Here is a 15,112-nt window from a genome sequence, read left to right as displayed (position 1 = left end):
GAAATCCCGTTGCCGCGCCACCGGGCTCCGCGCATACCGTGGGCGCATGGGGCGACGAGAACGCGTACCGCGCAGGCTGACGGCGGACGGCACGGTCTGGCTCTGGTCGGTCGGACACCTGCACCCGCCCTGCCGGGAACTGCTGACGCTGCGCCGGGCCGAGACCCCGCACGCCCAACTGCGCCTGGTCTTCCAGGAGGGCCCGGGCCGTGTGACGCAGGGTGGGTACATGGGCGCGGGCCAGGTCGCGGACACCGGAGACGGCTACCTCAACCTCAACGAGCCCGGGGTGGTACGCCGTTTCCTCGACGAGGCCACTGCACGCGGTCTCCTGCCGACGGCCCACGGCCTGCACGAGACGGACGGCTGGCCCCTCTTCGACACGCTGGTGGCGCCGGCGCGCCCGGACTAGCTCCAGCGGCCCGTGCGGCCGAGGAGCAGCGCCGTGGCCGCCGTACCGGCCGTGGAGGTACGCAGGACGCTGTGGCCGAGCCGGTACGGCTTCGCGCCCGCCGCCTCGAAGGCCGCCAACTCCTCCGGGGACACGCCCCCTTCGGGGCCCACGACGAGCACGATCTCGCCCTCGGCAGGGAGTTCGGCGTCGGCGAGCGCGCCGCTCGGGTGGTCCCGGTCCTCGTGCAGCACGGCGGCGAGATCGGCCCCCGCGAGCAGCGCGGCGACCTGCTTGGTGGTCATCGCGTCGGCGACCTCGGGGAAGCGGGTACGGCGGGACTGCTTGCCGGCCTCGCGCGCGGTGGCCCGCCACTTGGCGAGGGCCTTGAGCCCACGGTCGCCTTTCCACTGGGTGATGCAGCGGGACGCGGCCCACGGCACGATCGCGTCGACCCCGGTCTCCGTCATGATCTCGACGGCCAGTTCGCCCCGGTCGCCCTTGGGCAGCGCCTGGACGACGGTGATACGGGGCGCGGGCGCGGCCTCCTCGTACCGGCCGGAGACCTCGACGGTCAGCTGGTCCCTGCCCTCGGCTCCGAGCACCACGCAGTCGGCCCAGGTGCCCCGGCCGTCGGTGAGGACGACGTCCTCCCCCGCGCGCAGCCGCTTCACGGAGACGGCGTGACGGCCCTCGGGGCCGTCGAGGAGGAAGGGGCCGTTGCCGGGGACGGCCTCGACGACGAAGACGGGTGCGGTCATGAGGCGTTGCTCCTGTGGGCCTGCGCGGTGAGTGCGGTGTCGAGTTCGGCGGCCAGCACCTCGACGAGCCGGCCCGCGGGGAGTTCGCGGGCCAGCCGGTGCCCCTGGCCGGCCCACAGGGCCATGCCCTGCGCGTCGCCCGCGGTGGCGGCTGCCTTGCGGACGGGGGCGGTGAGGTGGTGGACCTCGGGATAGGCGGCGGGGGCGTACGGCCCGTGCTCGCGCATGAACCGGTTGACGAGCCCGCGCGCCGGGCGGCCGGAGAAGGCCCGGGTGAGCTCGGTCCGGACGAAGAGGGGGTTGGTCAGGGCCTGCTTGTGCAGCGCGTGCGCCCCCGACTCGGGGCACACGAGGAACGCGGTGCCCAGCTGGGCGGCGTCGGCACCGGCGGCGAGGACCGCGGCGATCTGCGCGCCGCGCATGATCCCGCCGGCCGCGAGGATCGGCAGCTGCACCGCCTCCCGGACCTGGGTGACGAGCGTGAGGAGCCCGGTTCCGGCGAGAGCGGCGTCCGGGTCGTCGCGGTGCGTGCCCTGGTGTCCGCCGGCCTCCACGCCCTGCACGCAGACGGCGTCCGCCCCGGCCCGCTGGGCGGCCTGGGCCTCGTCGGCGGAGGTGACGGTGACGATCGTGTACGTACCGGCGCGGGCGAAGGCGTCGAAGGCGTCGCGGTCGGGGCAGCCGAAGGTGAACGAGACGACGGGTACCGGGTCTTCGAGCAGGATCGCGAGCTTGGCGTCGTAGGCGTCGTCGCGCCCGTTGTCGGGGTCGCCGAGGGCCGTCTCGTACCAGGTGGCCTCCCCGGCGAGCTGGTGCCGGTACACCTCGACGGCGGCCGGGTCGGCGGGCTGCCCGCCGGGCGGCACGAAGAGGTTGACGCCGAAGGGCCCGCCGGTCAGCCCGCGCACCTGCTTGATCTCCTGGTACAGCCCGCCCGCGGTCTTGTAGCCCCCGGCGAGGAACCCGAGCCCGCCGGCGGCGCACACGGCTCCGACGAGCTCCGGGCAGGACGCGCCACCCGCCATGGGGGCCTGCACGATCGGGTATCGGGAGAGATCGGTCAGCGCGGTGGACATGCAGGCATCGTGTCATACGGAAGGGCGGCGTCCGCGACCCGCGGATGCCGCCCTTCCAGGCCCGAGACCGGGCGCCAGACGGACGGTGGGGATCCGGTCCACCGCCCGTCGAAAGCGTCCTTCAACCGCGAGAACAGCCCCTGCTGACCCGGCTGACTGCGCCTGCCCGGGGGACGACCCCCGGACCCCCGGCAGCAGCACGCCTACCGCCCGTTGAACGCGTCCTTCAACCGCGAGAACAGCCCCTGCTGACCCGGCTGACTGTGCCTGCCCGGGGGACGACCCCCGAACCCCCGGCAGCAGCACGCCTACCGCCCGTTGAACGCGTCCTTCAACCGCGAGAACAGCCCCTGCTGACCCGGCTGGAACTGGCCCGTGGGCCGTTCCTCGCCGCGCAGCTTCGCCAGTTCGCGCAGCAGCCGCTCCTGCTCGGCGTCGAGCTTCGACGGCGTCGTCACCTCGACGTGCACGATCAGGTCTCCGCGGCCGCCTCCGCGCAGGTGCGTGATGCCGCGCCCGTGCAGCGGGATCGACTGGCCGGACTGGGTGCCCGGACGGATGTCGACCTCCTCCATCCCGTCGAGCGTCTGCAACGGCACCTTCGTACCGAGCGCTCCCGCCGTCATCGGGATGGTGACCGTGCAGTGCAGGTCGTCGCCGCGGCGCTGGAAGACCTCGTGCGGGACCTCGTGGATCTCGACGTACAGGTCACCGGCGGGGCCGCCGCCGGGGCCGACCTCGCCCTCGCCCGCGAGCTGGATGCGCGTGCCGTTGTCGACACCGGCCGGGATCTTCACGGTGAGCGTGCGCCGCGAGCGGACCCGCCCGTCGCCCGCGCACTCGGGGCACGGGGTCGGGACGACCGTGCCGAAGCCCTGGCACTGGGGGCAGGGGCGGGAGGTCATGACCTGGCCCAGGAAGGACCGCGTGACCTGCGAGACCTCACCACGGCCGCGGCACATGTCACAGGTCTGGGCGGACGTGCCGGGCGCGGCACCCTCGCCGGAGCAGGTCGTACAGACGACCGCCGTGTCGACCTGGATGTCCTTCGTCGTACCGAAGGCGGCCTCGTTGAGGTCGATCTCCAGCCGGATCATGGCGTCCTGGCCGCGGCGCGTGCGCGAGCGCGGTCCGCGCTGCGACGCCGTGCCGAAGAAGGCGTCCATGATGTCCGAGAAGTTCCCGAAGCCGCCCTGGCCGAAGCCACCGGCTCCACCGCCGCCGCCGGACGCGGACAGCGGGTCACCACCGAGGTCGTAGACCTGCTTCTTCTGCGGGTCCGACAACACCTCGTAGGCGGCGTTGATCTCCTTGAACCGCTCCTGCGTCTTCGGATCGGGATTGACATCCGGGTGCAGCTCGCGGGCGAGCCGCCGGAATGCCTTCTTGATCTCGTCCTGGGACGCGTCGCGGCGCACGCCGAGTACGGCGTAGTAGTCCGTGGCCACTTACGACTCCGCCAGGATCTGTCCGACGTAACGTGCCACTGCGCGTACCGCTCCCATCGTTCCGGGGTAGTCCATGCGGGTCGGTCCGACCACGCCGAGTTTGGCGACTGCCTCGTCGCCCGAACCGTAGCCGACCGCGACGACGGACGTGGACGTGAGGCCCTCGTGGGCGTTCTCGTGCCCGATCCGTACGGTCATGCCCGAGTCCTTGGCCTCGCCCAGCAGCTTGAGGAGCACGACCTGCTCCTCGAGGGCTTCGAGAACGGGCCTGATCGTGAGGGGGAAGTCATGGCCGAAACGGGTGAGATTGGCGGTTCCGCCGATCATCAACCGCTCCTCGTGCTCCTCCACCAGGGTTTCGAGCAGGGTCGCGAGCACCGTCGAGACCGTGCCGCGGTCCTCCGTCTCCTCGAAGGACTCCGGAAGATCCTGCACCAGCTGGGGCACGTCCGCGAACCGGCGGCCGACGACACGGCTGTTGAGCCGGGCGCGCAGGTCCGCGAGCGAGGTCTCGCCGAACGGCGCCGGACAGTCGATGACGCGCTGCTCGACCCGGCCGGTATCCGTGATCAGCACCAGCATCAGCCGGGCGGGGGCCAGCGACAGCAGCTCCACGTGCCGGACCGTCGAACGGGTCAGCGACGGGTACTGCACGACGGCGACCTGCCGGGTCAGCTGCGCGAGCAGCCGGACCGTGCGGCCGACGACGTCGTCGAGGTCGACGGCTCCGTCGAGGAAGTTGTGGATCGCGCGCCGCTCGGGCGTCGACAGCGGCTTGACGCCGGCGAGCCGGTCGACGAAGAGCCGGTAGCCCTTGTCGGTCGGGATGCGTCCGGCGCTGGTGTGAGGCTGGGCGATATAGCCCTCGTCCTCCAGGACGGCCATGTCGTTGCGCACGGTGGCGGGCGAGACGCCGAGCTTGTGGCGCTCCGTGAGCGCCTTGGAGCCGACCGGCTCCTCCGTCCCGACATAGTCCTGGACGATGGCGCGCAGCACCTCGAGTCTGCGTTCGCTGAGCATCGCGCACACCTCCAGCTGTCGTATCGGTTGCTCCGCATTTGGCACTCGCCCTGTTCGAGTGCCAGGAATCCCCCGGCCAGTGTACGGCGGCGGGCATCGCTCCTGGCAAGGAGGCCGTGTCGGAGGCCACGTCGTGCGGATAGCGTCGCGGTATGGATGTCGATTGGGAAGAGTACGGCTGGGAGCGGCTCGGTAACGGGGTGGGCAGGCGCCGACTGCCCGGCTGGGACGCCACGGTGGGGCTGGTACTGGGCGAGCGCGCCGTGCTGCTGTACGACACGGGCTCGACGCTCGCCGAGGGCGCCGAGCTGCGGGGGCAGGCGGAGGCGCTCGCGGGCGGCCGGAGAGTGACACACATCGCACTGAGCCACCCGCACTTCGATCATGTCCTCGGCACGGCGGCCTTCGCGGGCGCGGAGGTGTTCGGGGCGGTGGGCCTGGACGAGCTGCTGCGGCGGGAAGCGCACGCGCTGCGGGAGGACGCGGTACGGCAGGGGGTGGCGGAGTCGGCGGCGACGGAGGCCGTGGACACCCTCGTCCTGCCGGGGCACATGGTGTCGGGCGAATGGACGCTGGACCTGGGCGGCCGCCAGGTGCTGCTGGCCAACGTGGGGCCCGGTCACTCGGGTCATGATCTGGCGCTCCTCGTCCCGGACGTCGACGGGGTGGAGGTCGTCTTCTGCGGCGACCTGGTCGAGGAGTCGGGCGAGCCGCAGGCGGGAAGCGACGCGATCGGCTCGCGCTGGCCGGCGGCCCTGGACCGGCTGCTGGCGCTGGGCGGGGAGGACGCGCTGTACGTGCCGGGACACGGGGCGGTGGTGGACGCGGCGTTCGTGCGGCGCCAGCGGGATGAGCTGGCACGGCGCTTCTCCGTCGCATAACGTCGCCCGAATGCGCAGCTACAACCCGGACCTGACGCCCCCTTGGAAGCGATCCGCCCCCGTGCCGGAGGTGCCGGCGGAGGTGGACCTCGTGGTGGAGGAGGTCGCGACAGGCTTCTGCGGAGCGGTGATCCGCTGCGAGGCCGGCACGGTCACGCTGGAGGACCGCTTCGGCAAGCACCGCGTGTTCCCGATGGATCCGCGGGGCTTCCTGCTGGAGGGCAAGGTGGTGACGCTGGTCCGCCCGGCGGCCGGTCCGGCGCGCCCCAGCCGCACGGCCTCGGGGTCCGTCGCGGTCCCGGGCGCGCGGGCGCGGGTGGCGCGGGCGGGCCGGATCTACGTGGAGGGCCGGCACGACGCGGAGCTGGTGGAGCGGGTCTGGGGCGACGACCTGCGCATCGAGGGCGTGGTGGTGGAGTACCTGGAGGGCATCGACGACCTCCCGTCGATCGTCGCGGAGTTCGGCCCGGCGGCGGACGCCCGGCTCGGCATCCTCGTCGACCACCTGGTGCCGGGCTCGAAGGAGTCCCGCATCGCGGCGCAGGTCTCGTCCCCGGACGTCCTGATCGTGGGCCACCCGTACATCGACGTCTGGGAGGCGGTGAAGCCGTCCTCCGTGGGCATCCCGGCCTGGCCGGCGGTCCCCCGGGGCCAGGACTGGAAAACGGGCGTCTGCCGGGCGCTGGGCTGGCCGCAGAACACGGGAGCGGTCTGGCAGCACATCCTGTCGAAGGTCCACTCCTACAAGGACCTGGAGCCGTCGCTTCTGGGCCGGGTGGAGGAACTGATCGACTTCGTGACGGCGCCCTAGCGCCGTCGCACCCGGCCGACCCGCGCGGGACACGGCGCCAGGCCACGACACCGGTGCCCTAGCGCCGAGGCGCGGCGCCGGGCCCTAGGGCGTGTTGCGAAAGTCCCGCCTGCCCCGCGACGCCTGGCACGCACGCTCGCTGCGTTGTCGGGATCGTCCGAGTACACCCGGTACGAGGACGACCCTCCGCCTTGCGATCGCACGCACCAGACGCCGCGGGGCCCGCCCTTCGGGCGGACGGCGCTACTTTCGCAACACGCCCTAGTCCACCAGGTCGCGGACGACCGCGTCGGCGAGGAGGCGGCCCCGCAGGGTCAGGACCGCGCGCCCCGCCTCGTACGGCTCGGGCGCGAGCAGTCCGTCCGCGAGAGCCTTGCGGGACGCCGCGAGGCCGTCGGGCTTCAGGAGGTCCAGCGGGCAGCCCTCCCGGAGCCGCAGCTCCAGAAGCACACGCTCCACGCGCCGGTCCTCCGCCGAGAGGAGCTCCCGCCCGGCGCCCGGCGACCTCCCGGCGCCGAGGGCCGCGGCGTACGCCCCCGGATGCTTCACGTTCCACCAGCGCACACCGCCCACGTGCGAGTGCGCCCCGGGGCCCGCGCCCCACCAGTCGGCACCGCGCCAGTACAGCTCGTTGTGCAGGCACCGCCCGGCCTCCGACGTGGCCCAGTTCGACACCTCGTACCAGTCGAAGCCGGCCTCGGCGAAGACGGAGTCGGCGATCAGGTACCGGTCCGCGTGGACGTCGTCGTCCGTCATCGGCACCTCGCCACGGCGGATCCGGCGCGCCAGCTGCGTCCCCTCCTCGACGATCAGCGCGTACGCGCTGACGTGGTCGGGGCCCGCTCCGATCGCCGCCTCCAGCGACGCGCGCCAGTCGTCGTCGGACTCCCCCGGCGTCCCGTAGATCAGGTCCAGGTTCACGTGCTCGAAGCCCGCCGCCCGCGCCTCCGCGACGCACGCCTCGGGCCGGCCCGGGGTGTGCGTACGGTCGAGGACCTTCAGGACGTGCTGCCGGGCGCTCTGCATCCCGAACGACACCCGGTTGAAGCCGCCGGCCCTCAGCTCCGCCAGATACGCCGGATCCACCGACTCCGGGTTCGCCTCCGTCGTCACCTCGGCGTCGTCCGCGAGCCCGAACTCGTCCCGGATCGCCCCCAGCATCCGTACGAGATCACCGGCCGCGAGCAGCGTGGGCGTACCGCCGCCGACGAAGACCGTCCGCACCGGCCGCGGGTCGTCGCCGAGCACCTTCCGGGCGAGGCGTATCTCCTCGACGACCTGCCCCGCGTAGTTGTCCCGGGAGGCGAGCACGCCTCCGGCACCACGCAGCTCACTGGCGGTGTACGTGTTGAAGTCGCAGTAGCCGCAGCGGGTCGCGCAGTACGGCACGTGCAGATAGAACCCGAGCGGCCGCTCCCCGGCCCCTTCCAGGGCGTGCACGGGCAGCGCCCCGTCCTCGGGCATGGGCTCACCATCGGGCAGTACGGAAGGCATGAGCCCATTGTCCCGTACCGCCCGAGGTGAGCCGCCGGCCTGTGGATAACCCCGGCTACGGCCGGACCGGAGCGGTCACGCCTCCCGCGCGCCCGCGTACATGTCCTCGATCAGGTCCTTGTACGTCCGCTCCACCACCGGCCGCTTCATCTTCAGCGACGGGGTGAGCTCGCCGTGCTCCACGTCCAGGTCGCGGGGCAGCAGCCGGAACTTCTTGATCGTCTGCCAGCGCTGCAGGCCCTCGTTGAGGCGGTCCACGTATCCCTGGACCATCGCCAGGGTCTGCGGGGCGGCCACGACCTCCACGTACGCCTTGCCCGCGAGGCCGTTCTCCGCGGCCCAGCCGAGGATGGCGGGCTCGTCGAGCGCGATGAGGGCGGAGCAGTAGTTCCGGTCGGCGCCGAGGACCACGATGTTGGAGACGAACGGGCAGACGGCCTTGAACTGGCCCTCGATCTCGGTCGGCGCGATGTACTTGCCGCCGGAGGTCTTGAACAGGTCCTTCTTGCGGTCGGTGATCCGCAGGTAACCGTCGGCGGACAGCTCGCCGATGTCCCCGGTGTGGAACCAGCCGTCCGCCTCCAGGACCTCGGCCGTCTTCTCGGGCAGGCCGTGGTAGCCCTGCATGATGCCGGGGCCGCGCAGCAGGATCTCGCCGTCGTCGGCGATCCGGACCTCGCAGCCGGGCAGCGGCTTGCCGACCGTGCCGGTGCGGTAGGCCTCGCCCGGGTTGACGAAGGAGGCTGCGCTGGACTCCGTGAGGCCGTAGCCCTCCAGGATGTGGATGCCCGCGCCGGAGAAGAAGAAGCCGATCTCGGGTGCCAGCGCGACGGAGCCGGAGACGGCGGCGCGGAGCCGGCCGCCGAAGGCCTCGCGGAGCTTCTTGTAGACCAGCGCGTCGGCGACCTTGTGCTTCGCGGTGAGGCCGAAGGGCGCGGAGGCGGTACCGGTGCGGCGGAAGTTGTCCTGGGTGACCTTGGCGTACTCGCGGGCCACTCCGGCCGCCCACTGGAAGATCTTGTACTTGGCCGCGCCACCTTCGCGCGCCTTGGCGGCGACGCCGTTGTAGACCTTCTCGAAGATCCGGGGCACGGCGGCCATGTAGGTCGGCTGGACCACCGGCAGGTTCACGATGATCTTGTCGATGCGGCCGTCGACGGCGGTGACGTGGCCCACCTCGATCTGGCCGGAGGTGAGCACCTTGCCGAAGACGTGCGCGAGGGGCAGCCAGAGGTACTGGACGTCGTCGCCGGTGACGAGACCGGTCGCGGCGATGGCCTTGGCCATGTACGACCAGTTGTCGTGCGGGAGGCGGACGCCCTTGGGGCGGCCGGTGGTGCCCGAGGTGTAGATGAGGGTGGCGAGCTGGTCGGCGGTGATCGCCGCGACGCGCTCCTTGACCGCGTCGGCGTGCCGCTCCAGGTAAGCCTGGCCGCGCTTCTCCAGTTCGGCCAGCGAGAGGACCCAGTCGTCGCTCTCGACGCCCGTCGGGTCGATGACGACGACGTGGTGGAGACCGGGCAGGTCGGCACGGGTCTCGCGGGCCTTGGCGACCTGCGCCGCGTCCTCCGCGATCAGCACCTTGGACTCGGAGTCGGAGAGGATGAACGCCGACTCCTCGGCGTTGGTCTGCGGGTAGATCGTGGTGACGGCGGCTCCCGCGCACATCACACCGAGGTCGGAGAGGATCCACTCCACCCGGGTGGAGGAGGCCAGGGCGACGCGCTCCTCCGCCTGCACCCCCAGGTCGATCAGACCGGCCGCGATGGCGTAGACCCGCTCGGCGGCCTGCCCCCAGCTGAGCGACTTCCACTCGTCCGGACCCTGGCCGGAAACCGCCGGAACCGGATAGCGATAGGCCTCCGCATCAGGAGTCCGCTCGACGCGCTCAAGGAAGAGGGTCGCCACGGAGGGCGGCCGGTTCTCGATCAAGGTCTGTGTGTCGCTCACGACGTCCTCCGGGCGGCGGCGGTGCCTGCGGGTGGTGCGATCTGGCGGTGCGTATCTAACTGGCGAGTAACCTTTGATTCGGGGATCAGAGTAGATGGCCGAAGTCCGACGCGTAAGAGCCTGGTGGCCGCCTCTTCATACCCGGTTGATAACAGAACGAACGCCGAACGGGCCCCCGCACTGTCCGCGCGGCGACCCGTTCGATGTATCAGTCAGCTAAACAGCCGATCACTTCTTGCTCTTGCCGCCGGCGGAGTCGTCGCTCGACAGGACGGCGATGAAGGCCTCCTGCGGGACCTCCACGGAGCCGACCATCTTCATCCGCTTCTTGCCTTCCTTCTGCTTCTCCAGGAGCTTCCGCTTACGGGAGATGTCACCGCCGTAGCACTTGGCGAGGACGTCCTTGCGGATGGCGCGGATGGTCTCACGGGCGATGACCCGGGAGCCGATCGCGGCCTGGATGGGCACCTCGAACGCCTGCCGCGGGATGAGCTCGCGCAGCTTGGCGACGAGCCGCACACCGTAGGCGTACGCGGCGTCCTTGTGGGTGACGGCGGAGAAGGCGTCGACCTTGTCGCCGTGGAGCAGGATGTCGACCTTGACCAGGCTGGAGGCCTGCTCGCCGGTGGGCTCGTAGTCGAGGGAGGCGTACCCGCGCGTCTTGGACTTCAGCTGGTCGAAGAAGTCGAAGACGATCTCGGCGAGGGGGAGGGTGTAGCGGATCTCCACGCGGTCCTCGGAGAGGTAGTCCATCCCGAGGAGCGTGCCGCGACGGGTCTGGCAGAGCTCCATGATCGCGCCGATGAACTCGCTCGGGGCGAGGATCGTGGCGCGTACGACGGGCTCGTACACGTCGTTGATCTTGCCCTCGGGGAACTCGCTCGGGTTGGTGACCGTGTGCTCGCTGCCGTCCTCCATGGTCACGCGGTAGACCACGTTGGGGGCGGTGGCGATCAGGTCGAGACCGAACTCGCGCTCCAGCCGCTCCCGGATCACGTCCAGGTGCAGCAGGCCGAGGAAGCCGACACGGAAGCCGAAGCCGAGCGCGGCGGAGGTCTCCGGCTCATAGACCAGCGCGGCGTCGTTGAGCTGCAGCTTGTCGAGGGCCTCACGGAGGTCCGGGTACTCCGAGCCGTCCAGCGGGTAGAGGCCCGAGAACACCATCGGCTTGGGGTCCTTGTAGCCGCCGAGCGCCTCGGTGGCGCCCTTGCTCAGGGAGGTGATCGTGTCACCGACCTTGGACTGGCGGACGTCCTTCACACCGGTGATGAGGTAGCCGACCTCGCCGACGCCGAGACCGTCCGACGGCGTCATCTCCGGGGACGAGACACCGATCTCCAGCAGCTCGTGGGTGGCGCCGGTCGACATCATCTTGATGCGCTCGCGCTTGTTGAGCTGGCCGTCGACGACACGGACGTACGTCACGACACCGCGGTAGGAGTCGTAGACGGAGTCGAAGATCATCGCGCGGGCGGGGGCGTCGGCGACACCGACGGGGGCCGGGACGTTCGCGACGACCCGGTCGAGCAGCGCCTCGACGCCCATGCCGGTCTTGGCGGAGACCTTGAGCACGTCCTCGGGCTGGCAGCCGATGAGGTTCGCGAGCTCCTCGGAGAACTTCTCCGGCTGGGCGGCCGGCAGGTCGATCTTGTTCAGCACGGGAACGATCGTGAGGTCGTTCTCCATCGCGAGGTACAGGTTCGCGAGGGTCTGCGCCTCGATGCCCTGGGCCGCGTCCACCAGCAGGATCGTGCCCTCGCAGGCCGCCAGGGACCGCGAGACCTCGTAGGTGAAGTCGACGTGCCCGGGGGTGTCGATCATGTTGAGGATGTGGGTCTTGCCCTGGTCCTCGCCCTCGGTGGGCGCCCAGGGGAGACGCACGGCCTGGGACTTGATCGTGATGCCGCGCTCGCGCTCGATGTCCATCCGGTCGAGGTACTGGGCACGCATCTGCCGCTGGTCGACCACACCGGTCAGCTGGAGCATCCGGTCGGCAAGCGTGGACTTGCCGTGGTCGATGTGCGCGATGATGCAGAAATTGCGGATCAACGCCGGGTCGGTACGGCTCGGCTCAGGCACGTGGGTAGGAGTCGCGGGCACGCAAGGTCTCGTCTCGGGGCGATGGTCGGTTGGATACGTAGGCTCCATCGTCCCACGAGTGAGCGGCTCCGCTCGGTTTGGGCAGAGCTTACGGGCCCTGATACCGTGGACAGCTGTGTCTCGTACGCCCTCTCAGCGCAGAGGCACACCTCAGAAACAACACCGAACCTGAAAAGGCTCTTTTCGTGGCGAACATCAAGTCCCAGATCAAGCGGAACAAGACGAACGAGAAGGCGCGCCTGCGCAACAAGGCCGTCAAGTCCTCGCTCAAGACCGCGATCCGCAAGGCCCGCGAGGCCGTCGCCGCGGGTGACGTCGAGAAGGCCGTCGTGGCTTCTCGCGCCGCCTCCCGCGCGCTCGACAAGGCTGTCTCGAAGGGCGTCATCCACAAGAACGCCGCCGCCAACAAGAAGTCGGCGCTGGCCACCAAGGTTGCCGCTCTGCAGGGCTGAGCTCTCTGATGTAACGCCGGACGGGACCCAGCGGGCCCTCTCTCCCGCTCCCAACCGGCACCCCGGACTCGTACGCGACACGCGTTCGCCACGCGTGTACGAGCCCACCAAGCACCACGCCGAAGGCCCCGCGCGCTTCTTCCCCAGAAGCCCACGGGGCCTTCGCCGCACCCGGACCCGGCCGCCGGGTCCCCGACTGCGGCAGCGTCAGCCCGGCCGGCCGCCGGCAGGATCCGGAAGGGGCCTGAAGGGGCCTGAAGGGTCTCGGGGCGGGCAGGAGCGTGGCGGGGCAAGCGACCCGCCACAGCGCCGCGCCTAGCGGCGCAGCCTCGCCGCCCGCGCCACCGCGACCACCGCCTTCTCCAGCGCGTACTCCGGGTCGTCCCCCCCGCCCTTCACACCCGCGTCCGCCTCGGCCACCGCGCGCAGCGCCAGCGACACCCCGTCCGGCGTCCAGCCCCGCATCTGCTGCCGCACGCGGTCGATCTTCCACGGCGGCATCCCCAGCTCCCGCGCCAGATCAGCCGGCCGCCCGCCCCGCGCCGACGACAGCTTGCCGATCGCCCGGACGCCCTGCGCCAGCGCGCTGGTGATCAGGACCGGCGGGACTCCGGTCGAGAGCGACCAGCGCAGCGCCTCCAGCGCCTCCGCCGCCCGACCCTCCACCGCACGGTCCGCCACGTTGAACGAGGACGCCTCGGCCCGCCCCGTGTAGTACCGCCCGACGACCGCCTCGTCGATCGTCCCCTCGACGTCCGCCGTCAGCTGCGCGACCGCCGACGCCAGCTCCCGCAGGTCGCTGCCGATCGAGTCGACCAACGCCTGGCACGCCTCGGGCGTGGCCGACCGCCCGAGCGTGCGGAACTCCTGCCGTACGAACGTCAGCCGCTCCGCCGGCTTCGTCGTCTTCGGGCAGGCCACCTCCCGCGCACCCGCCTTGCGTGCCGCGTCGAGCAGGCCCTTGCCCTTGACGCCGCCCGCGTGGAGCAGCACCAGCGTGATCTCCTCGATGGGCGCGCCGAGGTACCCCTTGATGTCCTTGATCGTGTCCGCGGACAGGTCCTGCGCGTTCCGCACGACCAGCACCTTGCGCTCGGCGAAGAGCGACGGGCTCGTCAGCTCCGCGAGCGTCCCGGGCTGGAGCTGCTCGGAGGTCAGGTCCCGTACGTCCGTGTCGGCGTCGGCGGCGCGCGCGGCCGCCACCACCTCCTGGACGGCGCGGTCGAGGAGCAGGTCCTCCTGGCCCACGGCGAGCGTGACGGGGGCGAGAAGGTCGTCGTTCGAATTCTTCCTGGTGGCCATCGCGTCCAGCATCCCACGGGCCACTGACACCGTTCCCCATGCCTGAGAATGGCGAGGTGAGTGAACGACACGTACTGGTACTGCCCGACCGCGACGCCGCCGAGGAGGTCGCCGAAGAGCTCCCCGCCCGCTTCGCGGTCGCCCATGAACCCCAGCTCGTACGGGACGCCCTGGCCGGCGAGGACGACGCCGAGGACGCGCAGTGGCTGGTCGTCGTCGAGGACCCGGACGGCCGGCTCGACTCCGCGGCGCTGGACGAACTCGCCGCGGAGTACGAAGGCTGGCTGGAGGCACCGTAGCGAGCCGAGCGGCCCCTACGCGGACGGGTCCGAACCGTCCGGGGCCGAGGCCGGGTCGGCGCCCGGGCGGGAGCCCGTGTCGGCGCCCTCGGCGGCAGGCTCCCGCGACGGCGGTACGGCCGGCAGCTCGGCGAGCTCGATGCCGAACAGCTCCCGGTACGCCGCCCTCACCTCCCCCTCACCGTCGAGCAGCCGCTCCGTCCGCTTCCCGCCCTGCGCGGTCGTGACGAGCCTGTGGCCGCTGAGGGTGATCCGGCCCTCCTCGGTGAGCCGGGAGCAGATGGGCGAGCGGGTGAAGTGCGAGTCCGGGGAGGTGCGGTGGTACCAGGCCCCGGCCGTGAAGTCGGCGAGCACACGCGGCCGGCGCTCCAGCCGGTACCGCGGCTCGCCGTCGCGCAGCACGTCCAGGTCGCCGTCGTCGGTCTCCACGACACGGAACGTGCCTGCGGGATCGAGCTGGTCGCCCCGCTCGTCCAGCGCTAGCGGGAAGTGGCTGTGGTCGCCGAATCCGACGTCCACGAGCCACCGTCCTTCCTCCGCCGTCTCCACCAGCACCGCCATGTGGTCGTACGGGATGCCCAGCACACCGTCCTTGCCGACGACACGCGCCTGAAGGAGCGTGGCGGTGAAGCCGAGCTCGCGCAGCAGGACGGCGAAGGTGGAGTTGAGTTCGTAGCAGAACCCGCCCCTGCCCGCCTCGACGATCTTGTCGAGCAGCGGCTTCTCCTCCAGGACGATGTCCTCGCCGAGGTGGATGGACAGGTTCTCGAAGGGGATGGCCCTCAGATGCCGCAGATGAAGGTCGCGCAGCGCGGCCAGGTCCGGGCTTTCCGGTCGGGCCGCTCCAATGCGCCGCAGATAGGCCTCGACCGGCACGTCCACCGGGACCGCGGCGACCGCCGCCTCCACCGTGTCCCCCATGTCCGCCGTGTCCGAAGCCCGCTGGGTATGAGTGGTCATGCTCCGAGTCTGGCGCCACGCCCCTCTGCTCGGCCATGCGGCGCTGGTCCTAGGTCGGATGCCCGAGGCCCCCAGGTCGGTGAAGGCCTGGCGCGAGGTGGACGAACCGGCGGACCGGGAGCTGATGCGCGCCGGGGCGTGGCTGGTCTGACGTCGGGCCTGCGCCG

15 protein-coding genes are annotated in these 15,112 nt (G+C 71.4%); 6 read left to right on the top strand and 9 right to left on the bottom strand.

Annotated elements, in window-relative coordinates; genetic code table 11:
• Nucleotides 1-46: 46 nt before the first annotated feature.
• Nucleotides 47-412, top strand: a complete 366-nt coding sequence (locus ACZ3IJ_RS22890) for a hypothetical protein (protein ID WP_467470935.1) — start codon at nt 47-49, stop codon at nt 410-412.
• Here the strand turns inward: ACZ3IJ_RS22890 and ACZ3IJ_RS22885 are convergent.
• The 4 genes from ACZ3IJ_RS22885 to hrcA all read right to left on the bottom strand — a co-directional run bounded on the left by ACZ3IJ_RS22885 (nt 409) and on the right by hrcA (nt 4,696).
• Nucleotides 409-1,152 carry a 16S rRNA (uracil(1498)-N(3))-methyltransferase gene (locus tag ACZ3IJ_RS22885; RefSeq protein WP_467470933.1) on the bottom strand — a complete coding sequence of 248 codons (744 nt, stop codon included), beginning with the start codon at nt 1,150-1,152 and terminating at the stop codon, nt 409-411. The two genes, ACZ3IJ_RS22890 and ACZ3IJ_RS22885, sit on opposite strands and share 4 nt — an antisense overlap.
• The gene (locus tag ACZ3IJ_RS22880) at nt 1,149-2,228 is read right to left on the bottom strand and encodes a nitronate monooxygenase (protein WP_467470931.1); all 1,080 of its coding nucleotides are present in this window, start codon (nt 2,226-2,228) and stop codon (nt 1,149-1,151) included. Before ACZ3IJ_RS22880 ends, ACZ3IJ_RS22885 begins: the two co-directional genes overlap by 4 nt.
• Nucleotides 2,229-2,536: 308 nt before the next feature.
• Nucleotides 2,537-3,676 (bottom strand): molecular chaperone DnaJ, encoded by a 1,140-nt coding sequence (dnaJ, locus tag ACZ3IJ_RS22875; protein WP_383169887.1) that lies wholly within the window; start codon nt 3,674-3,676, stop codon nt 2,537-2,539.
• Complete coding sequence (hrcA, locus tag ACZ3IJ_RS22870; RefSeq protein ID WP_361434985.1) at nt 3,677-4,696, bottom strand: heat-inducible transcriptional repressor HrcA; 1,020 nt, start codon at nt 4,694-4,696, stop codon at nt 3,677-3,679.
• Between the two features lie 152 nt (nt 4,697-4,848).
• Between hrcA and ACZ3IJ_RS22865 the strand changes: the two genes are divergently transcribed.
• Nucleotides 4,849-5,577 carry an MBL fold metallo-hydrolase gene (locus ACZ3IJ_RS22865; protein WP_467470928.1) on the top strand — a complete coding sequence of 243 codons (729 nt, stop codon included), beginning with the start codon at nt 4,849-4,851 and terminating at the stop codon, nt 5,575-5,577.
• Nucleotides 5,578-5,587: 10 nt separating this feature from the next.
• Entirely contained in the window at nt 5,588-6,388 is an 801-nt protein-coding gene (locus tag ACZ3IJ_RS22860) for a DUF3097 domain-containing protein (RefSeq protein ID WP_467470926.1), read from the top strand.
• A gap of 261 nt (nt 6,389-6,649) precedes the next feature.
• Here ACZ3IJ_RS22860 and hemW read toward each other — a convergent pair whose 3' ends face one another.
• From hemW to lepA, 3 genes are all read right to left on the bottom strand, one after another.
• Complete coding sequence (gene hemW, locus ACZ3IJ_RS22855) at nt 6,650-7,852, bottom strand: radical SAM family heme chaperone HemW (RefSeq protein WP_467471384.1); 1,203 nt, start codon at nt 7,850-7,852, stop codon at nt 6,650-6,652.
• A gap of 105 nt (nt 7,853-7,957) precedes the next feature.
• Nucleotides 7,958-9,832 carry an AMP-dependent synthetase/ligase gene (locus ACZ3IJ_RS22850; RefSeq protein WP_467470923.1) on the bottom strand — a complete coding sequence of 625 codons (1,875 nt, stop codon included), beginning with the start codon at nt 9,830-9,832 and terminating at the stop codon, nt 7,958-7,960.
• Nucleotides 9,833-10,060: 228 nt separating this feature from the next.
• Nucleotides 10,061-11,932, bottom strand: coding sequence for a translation elongation factor 4 (gene lepA / locus ACZ3IJ_RS22845; RefSeq protein WP_467470921.1), 1,872 nt, complete (start codon nt 11,930-11,932; stop codon nt 10,061-10,063).
• Between the two features lie 185 nt (nt 11,933-12,117).
• Here lepA and rpsT point away from each other — a divergent pair, with 185 nt between their 5' ends.
• On the top strand, nt 12,118-12,384 hold the full coding sequence (gene rpsT, locus ACZ3IJ_RS22840; RefSeq protein WP_137989361.1) for a 30S ribosomal protein S20: 267 nt from the start codon (nt 12,118-12,120) through the stop codon (nt 12,382-12,384).
• 315 nt (nt 12,385-12,699) lie between these two features.
• On the opposite strand, the gene holA is transcribed toward rpsT, so the two are convergent.
• Nucleotides 12,700-13,686, bottom strand: a complete 987-nt coding sequence (gene holA, locus ACZ3IJ_RS22835; protein ID WP_467470919.1) for a DNA polymerase III subunit delta — start codon at nt 13,684-13,686, stop codon at nt 12,700-12,702.
• Between the two features lie 38 nt (nt 13,687-13,724).
• Here holA and ACZ3IJ_RS22830 point away from each other — a divergent pair, with 38 nt between their 5' ends.
• Nucleotides 13,725-13,985: a hypothetical protein gene (locus ACZ3IJ_RS22830; protein ID WP_467470917.1), complete on the top strand. Its 261-nt coding sequence runs from the start codon at nt 13,725-13,727 to the stop codon at nt 13,983-13,985.
• 15 nt (nt 13,986-14,000) lie between these two features.
• Here the strand turns inward: ACZ3IJ_RS22830 and ACZ3IJ_RS22825 are convergent, their stop codons facing one another.
• A complete protein-coding gene (locus tag ACZ3IJ_RS22825; RefSeq protein WP_467471382.1) occupies nt 14,001-14,906 on the bottom strand; it encodes an arylamine N-acetyltransferase family protein in 906 nt (301 codons plus the stop codon).
• Between the two features lie 37 nt (nt 14,907-14,943).
• Here ACZ3IJ_RS22825 and ACZ3IJ_RS22820 point away from each other — a divergent pair, with 37 nt between their 5' ends.
• Nucleotides 14,944-15,096, top strand: a complete 153-nt coding sequence (locus tag ACZ3IJ_RS22820; protein ID WP_467470915.1) for a hypothetical protein — start codon at nt 14,944-14,946, stop codon at nt 15,094-15,096.
• The last annotated feature ends 16 nt before the right edge of the window (nt 15,097-15,112 follow it).

This window comes from Streptomyces sp. NPDC013317 (assembly GCF_055563155.1).
This window is presented reverse-complemented; position numbering and strand designations above follow the sequence as displayed.

What these genes read in the sequence shown, in the direction of transcription:
- ACZ3IJ_RS22890 (WP_467470935.1), top strand. Translation starts at nt 47, where the DNA reads ATGGGGCGACGAGAACGCGTACCGCGCAGGCTGACGGCGGACGGCACG.
- ACZ3IJ_RS22885 (WP_467470933.1), bottom strand. Translation starts at nt 1,152, where the DNA reads ATGACCGCACCCGTCTTCGTCGTCGAGGCCGTCCCCGGCAACGGCCCC.
- ACZ3IJ_RS22880 (WP_467470931.1), bottom strand. Translation starts at nt 2,228, where the DNA reads ATGTCCACCGCGCTGACCGATCTCTCCCGATACCCGATCGTGCAGGCC.
- hrcA (WP_361434985.1), bottom strand. Translation starts at nt 4,696, where the DNA reads ATGCTCAGCGAACGCAGACTCGAGGTGCTGCGCGCCATCGTCCAGGAC.
- ACZ3IJ_RS22865 (WP_467470928.1), top strand. Translation starts at nt 4,849, where the DNA reads ATGGATGTCGATTGGGAAGAGTACGGCTGGGAGCGGCTCGGTAACGGG.
- ACZ3IJ_RS22860 (WP_467470926.1), top strand. Translation starts at nt 5,588, where the DNA reads ATGCGCAGCTACAACCCGGACCTGACGCCCCCTTGGAAGCGATCCGCC.
- hemW (WP_467471384.1), bottom strand. Translation starts at nt 7,852, where the DNA reads ATGCCCGAGGACGGGGCGCTGCCCGTGCACGCCCTGGAAGGGGCCGGG.
- holA (WP_467470919.1), bottom strand. Translation starts at nt 13,686, where the DNA reads ATGGCCACCAGGAAGAATTCGAACGACGACCTTCTCGCCCCCGTCACG.
- ACZ3IJ_RS22830 (WP_467470917.1), top strand. Translation starts at nt 13,725, where the DNA reads ATGCCTGAGAATGGCGAGGTGAGTGAACGACACGTACTGGTACTGCCC.
- ACZ3IJ_RS22825 (WP_467471382.1), bottom strand. Translation starts at nt 14,906, where the DNA reads ATGGGGGACACGGTGGAGGCGGCGGTCGCCGCGGTCCCGGTGGACGTG.
- ACZ3IJ_RS22820 (WP_467470915.1), top strand. Translation starts at nt 14,944, where the DNA reads ATGCTCCGAGTCTGGCGCCACGCCCCTCTGCTCGGCCATGCGGCGCTG.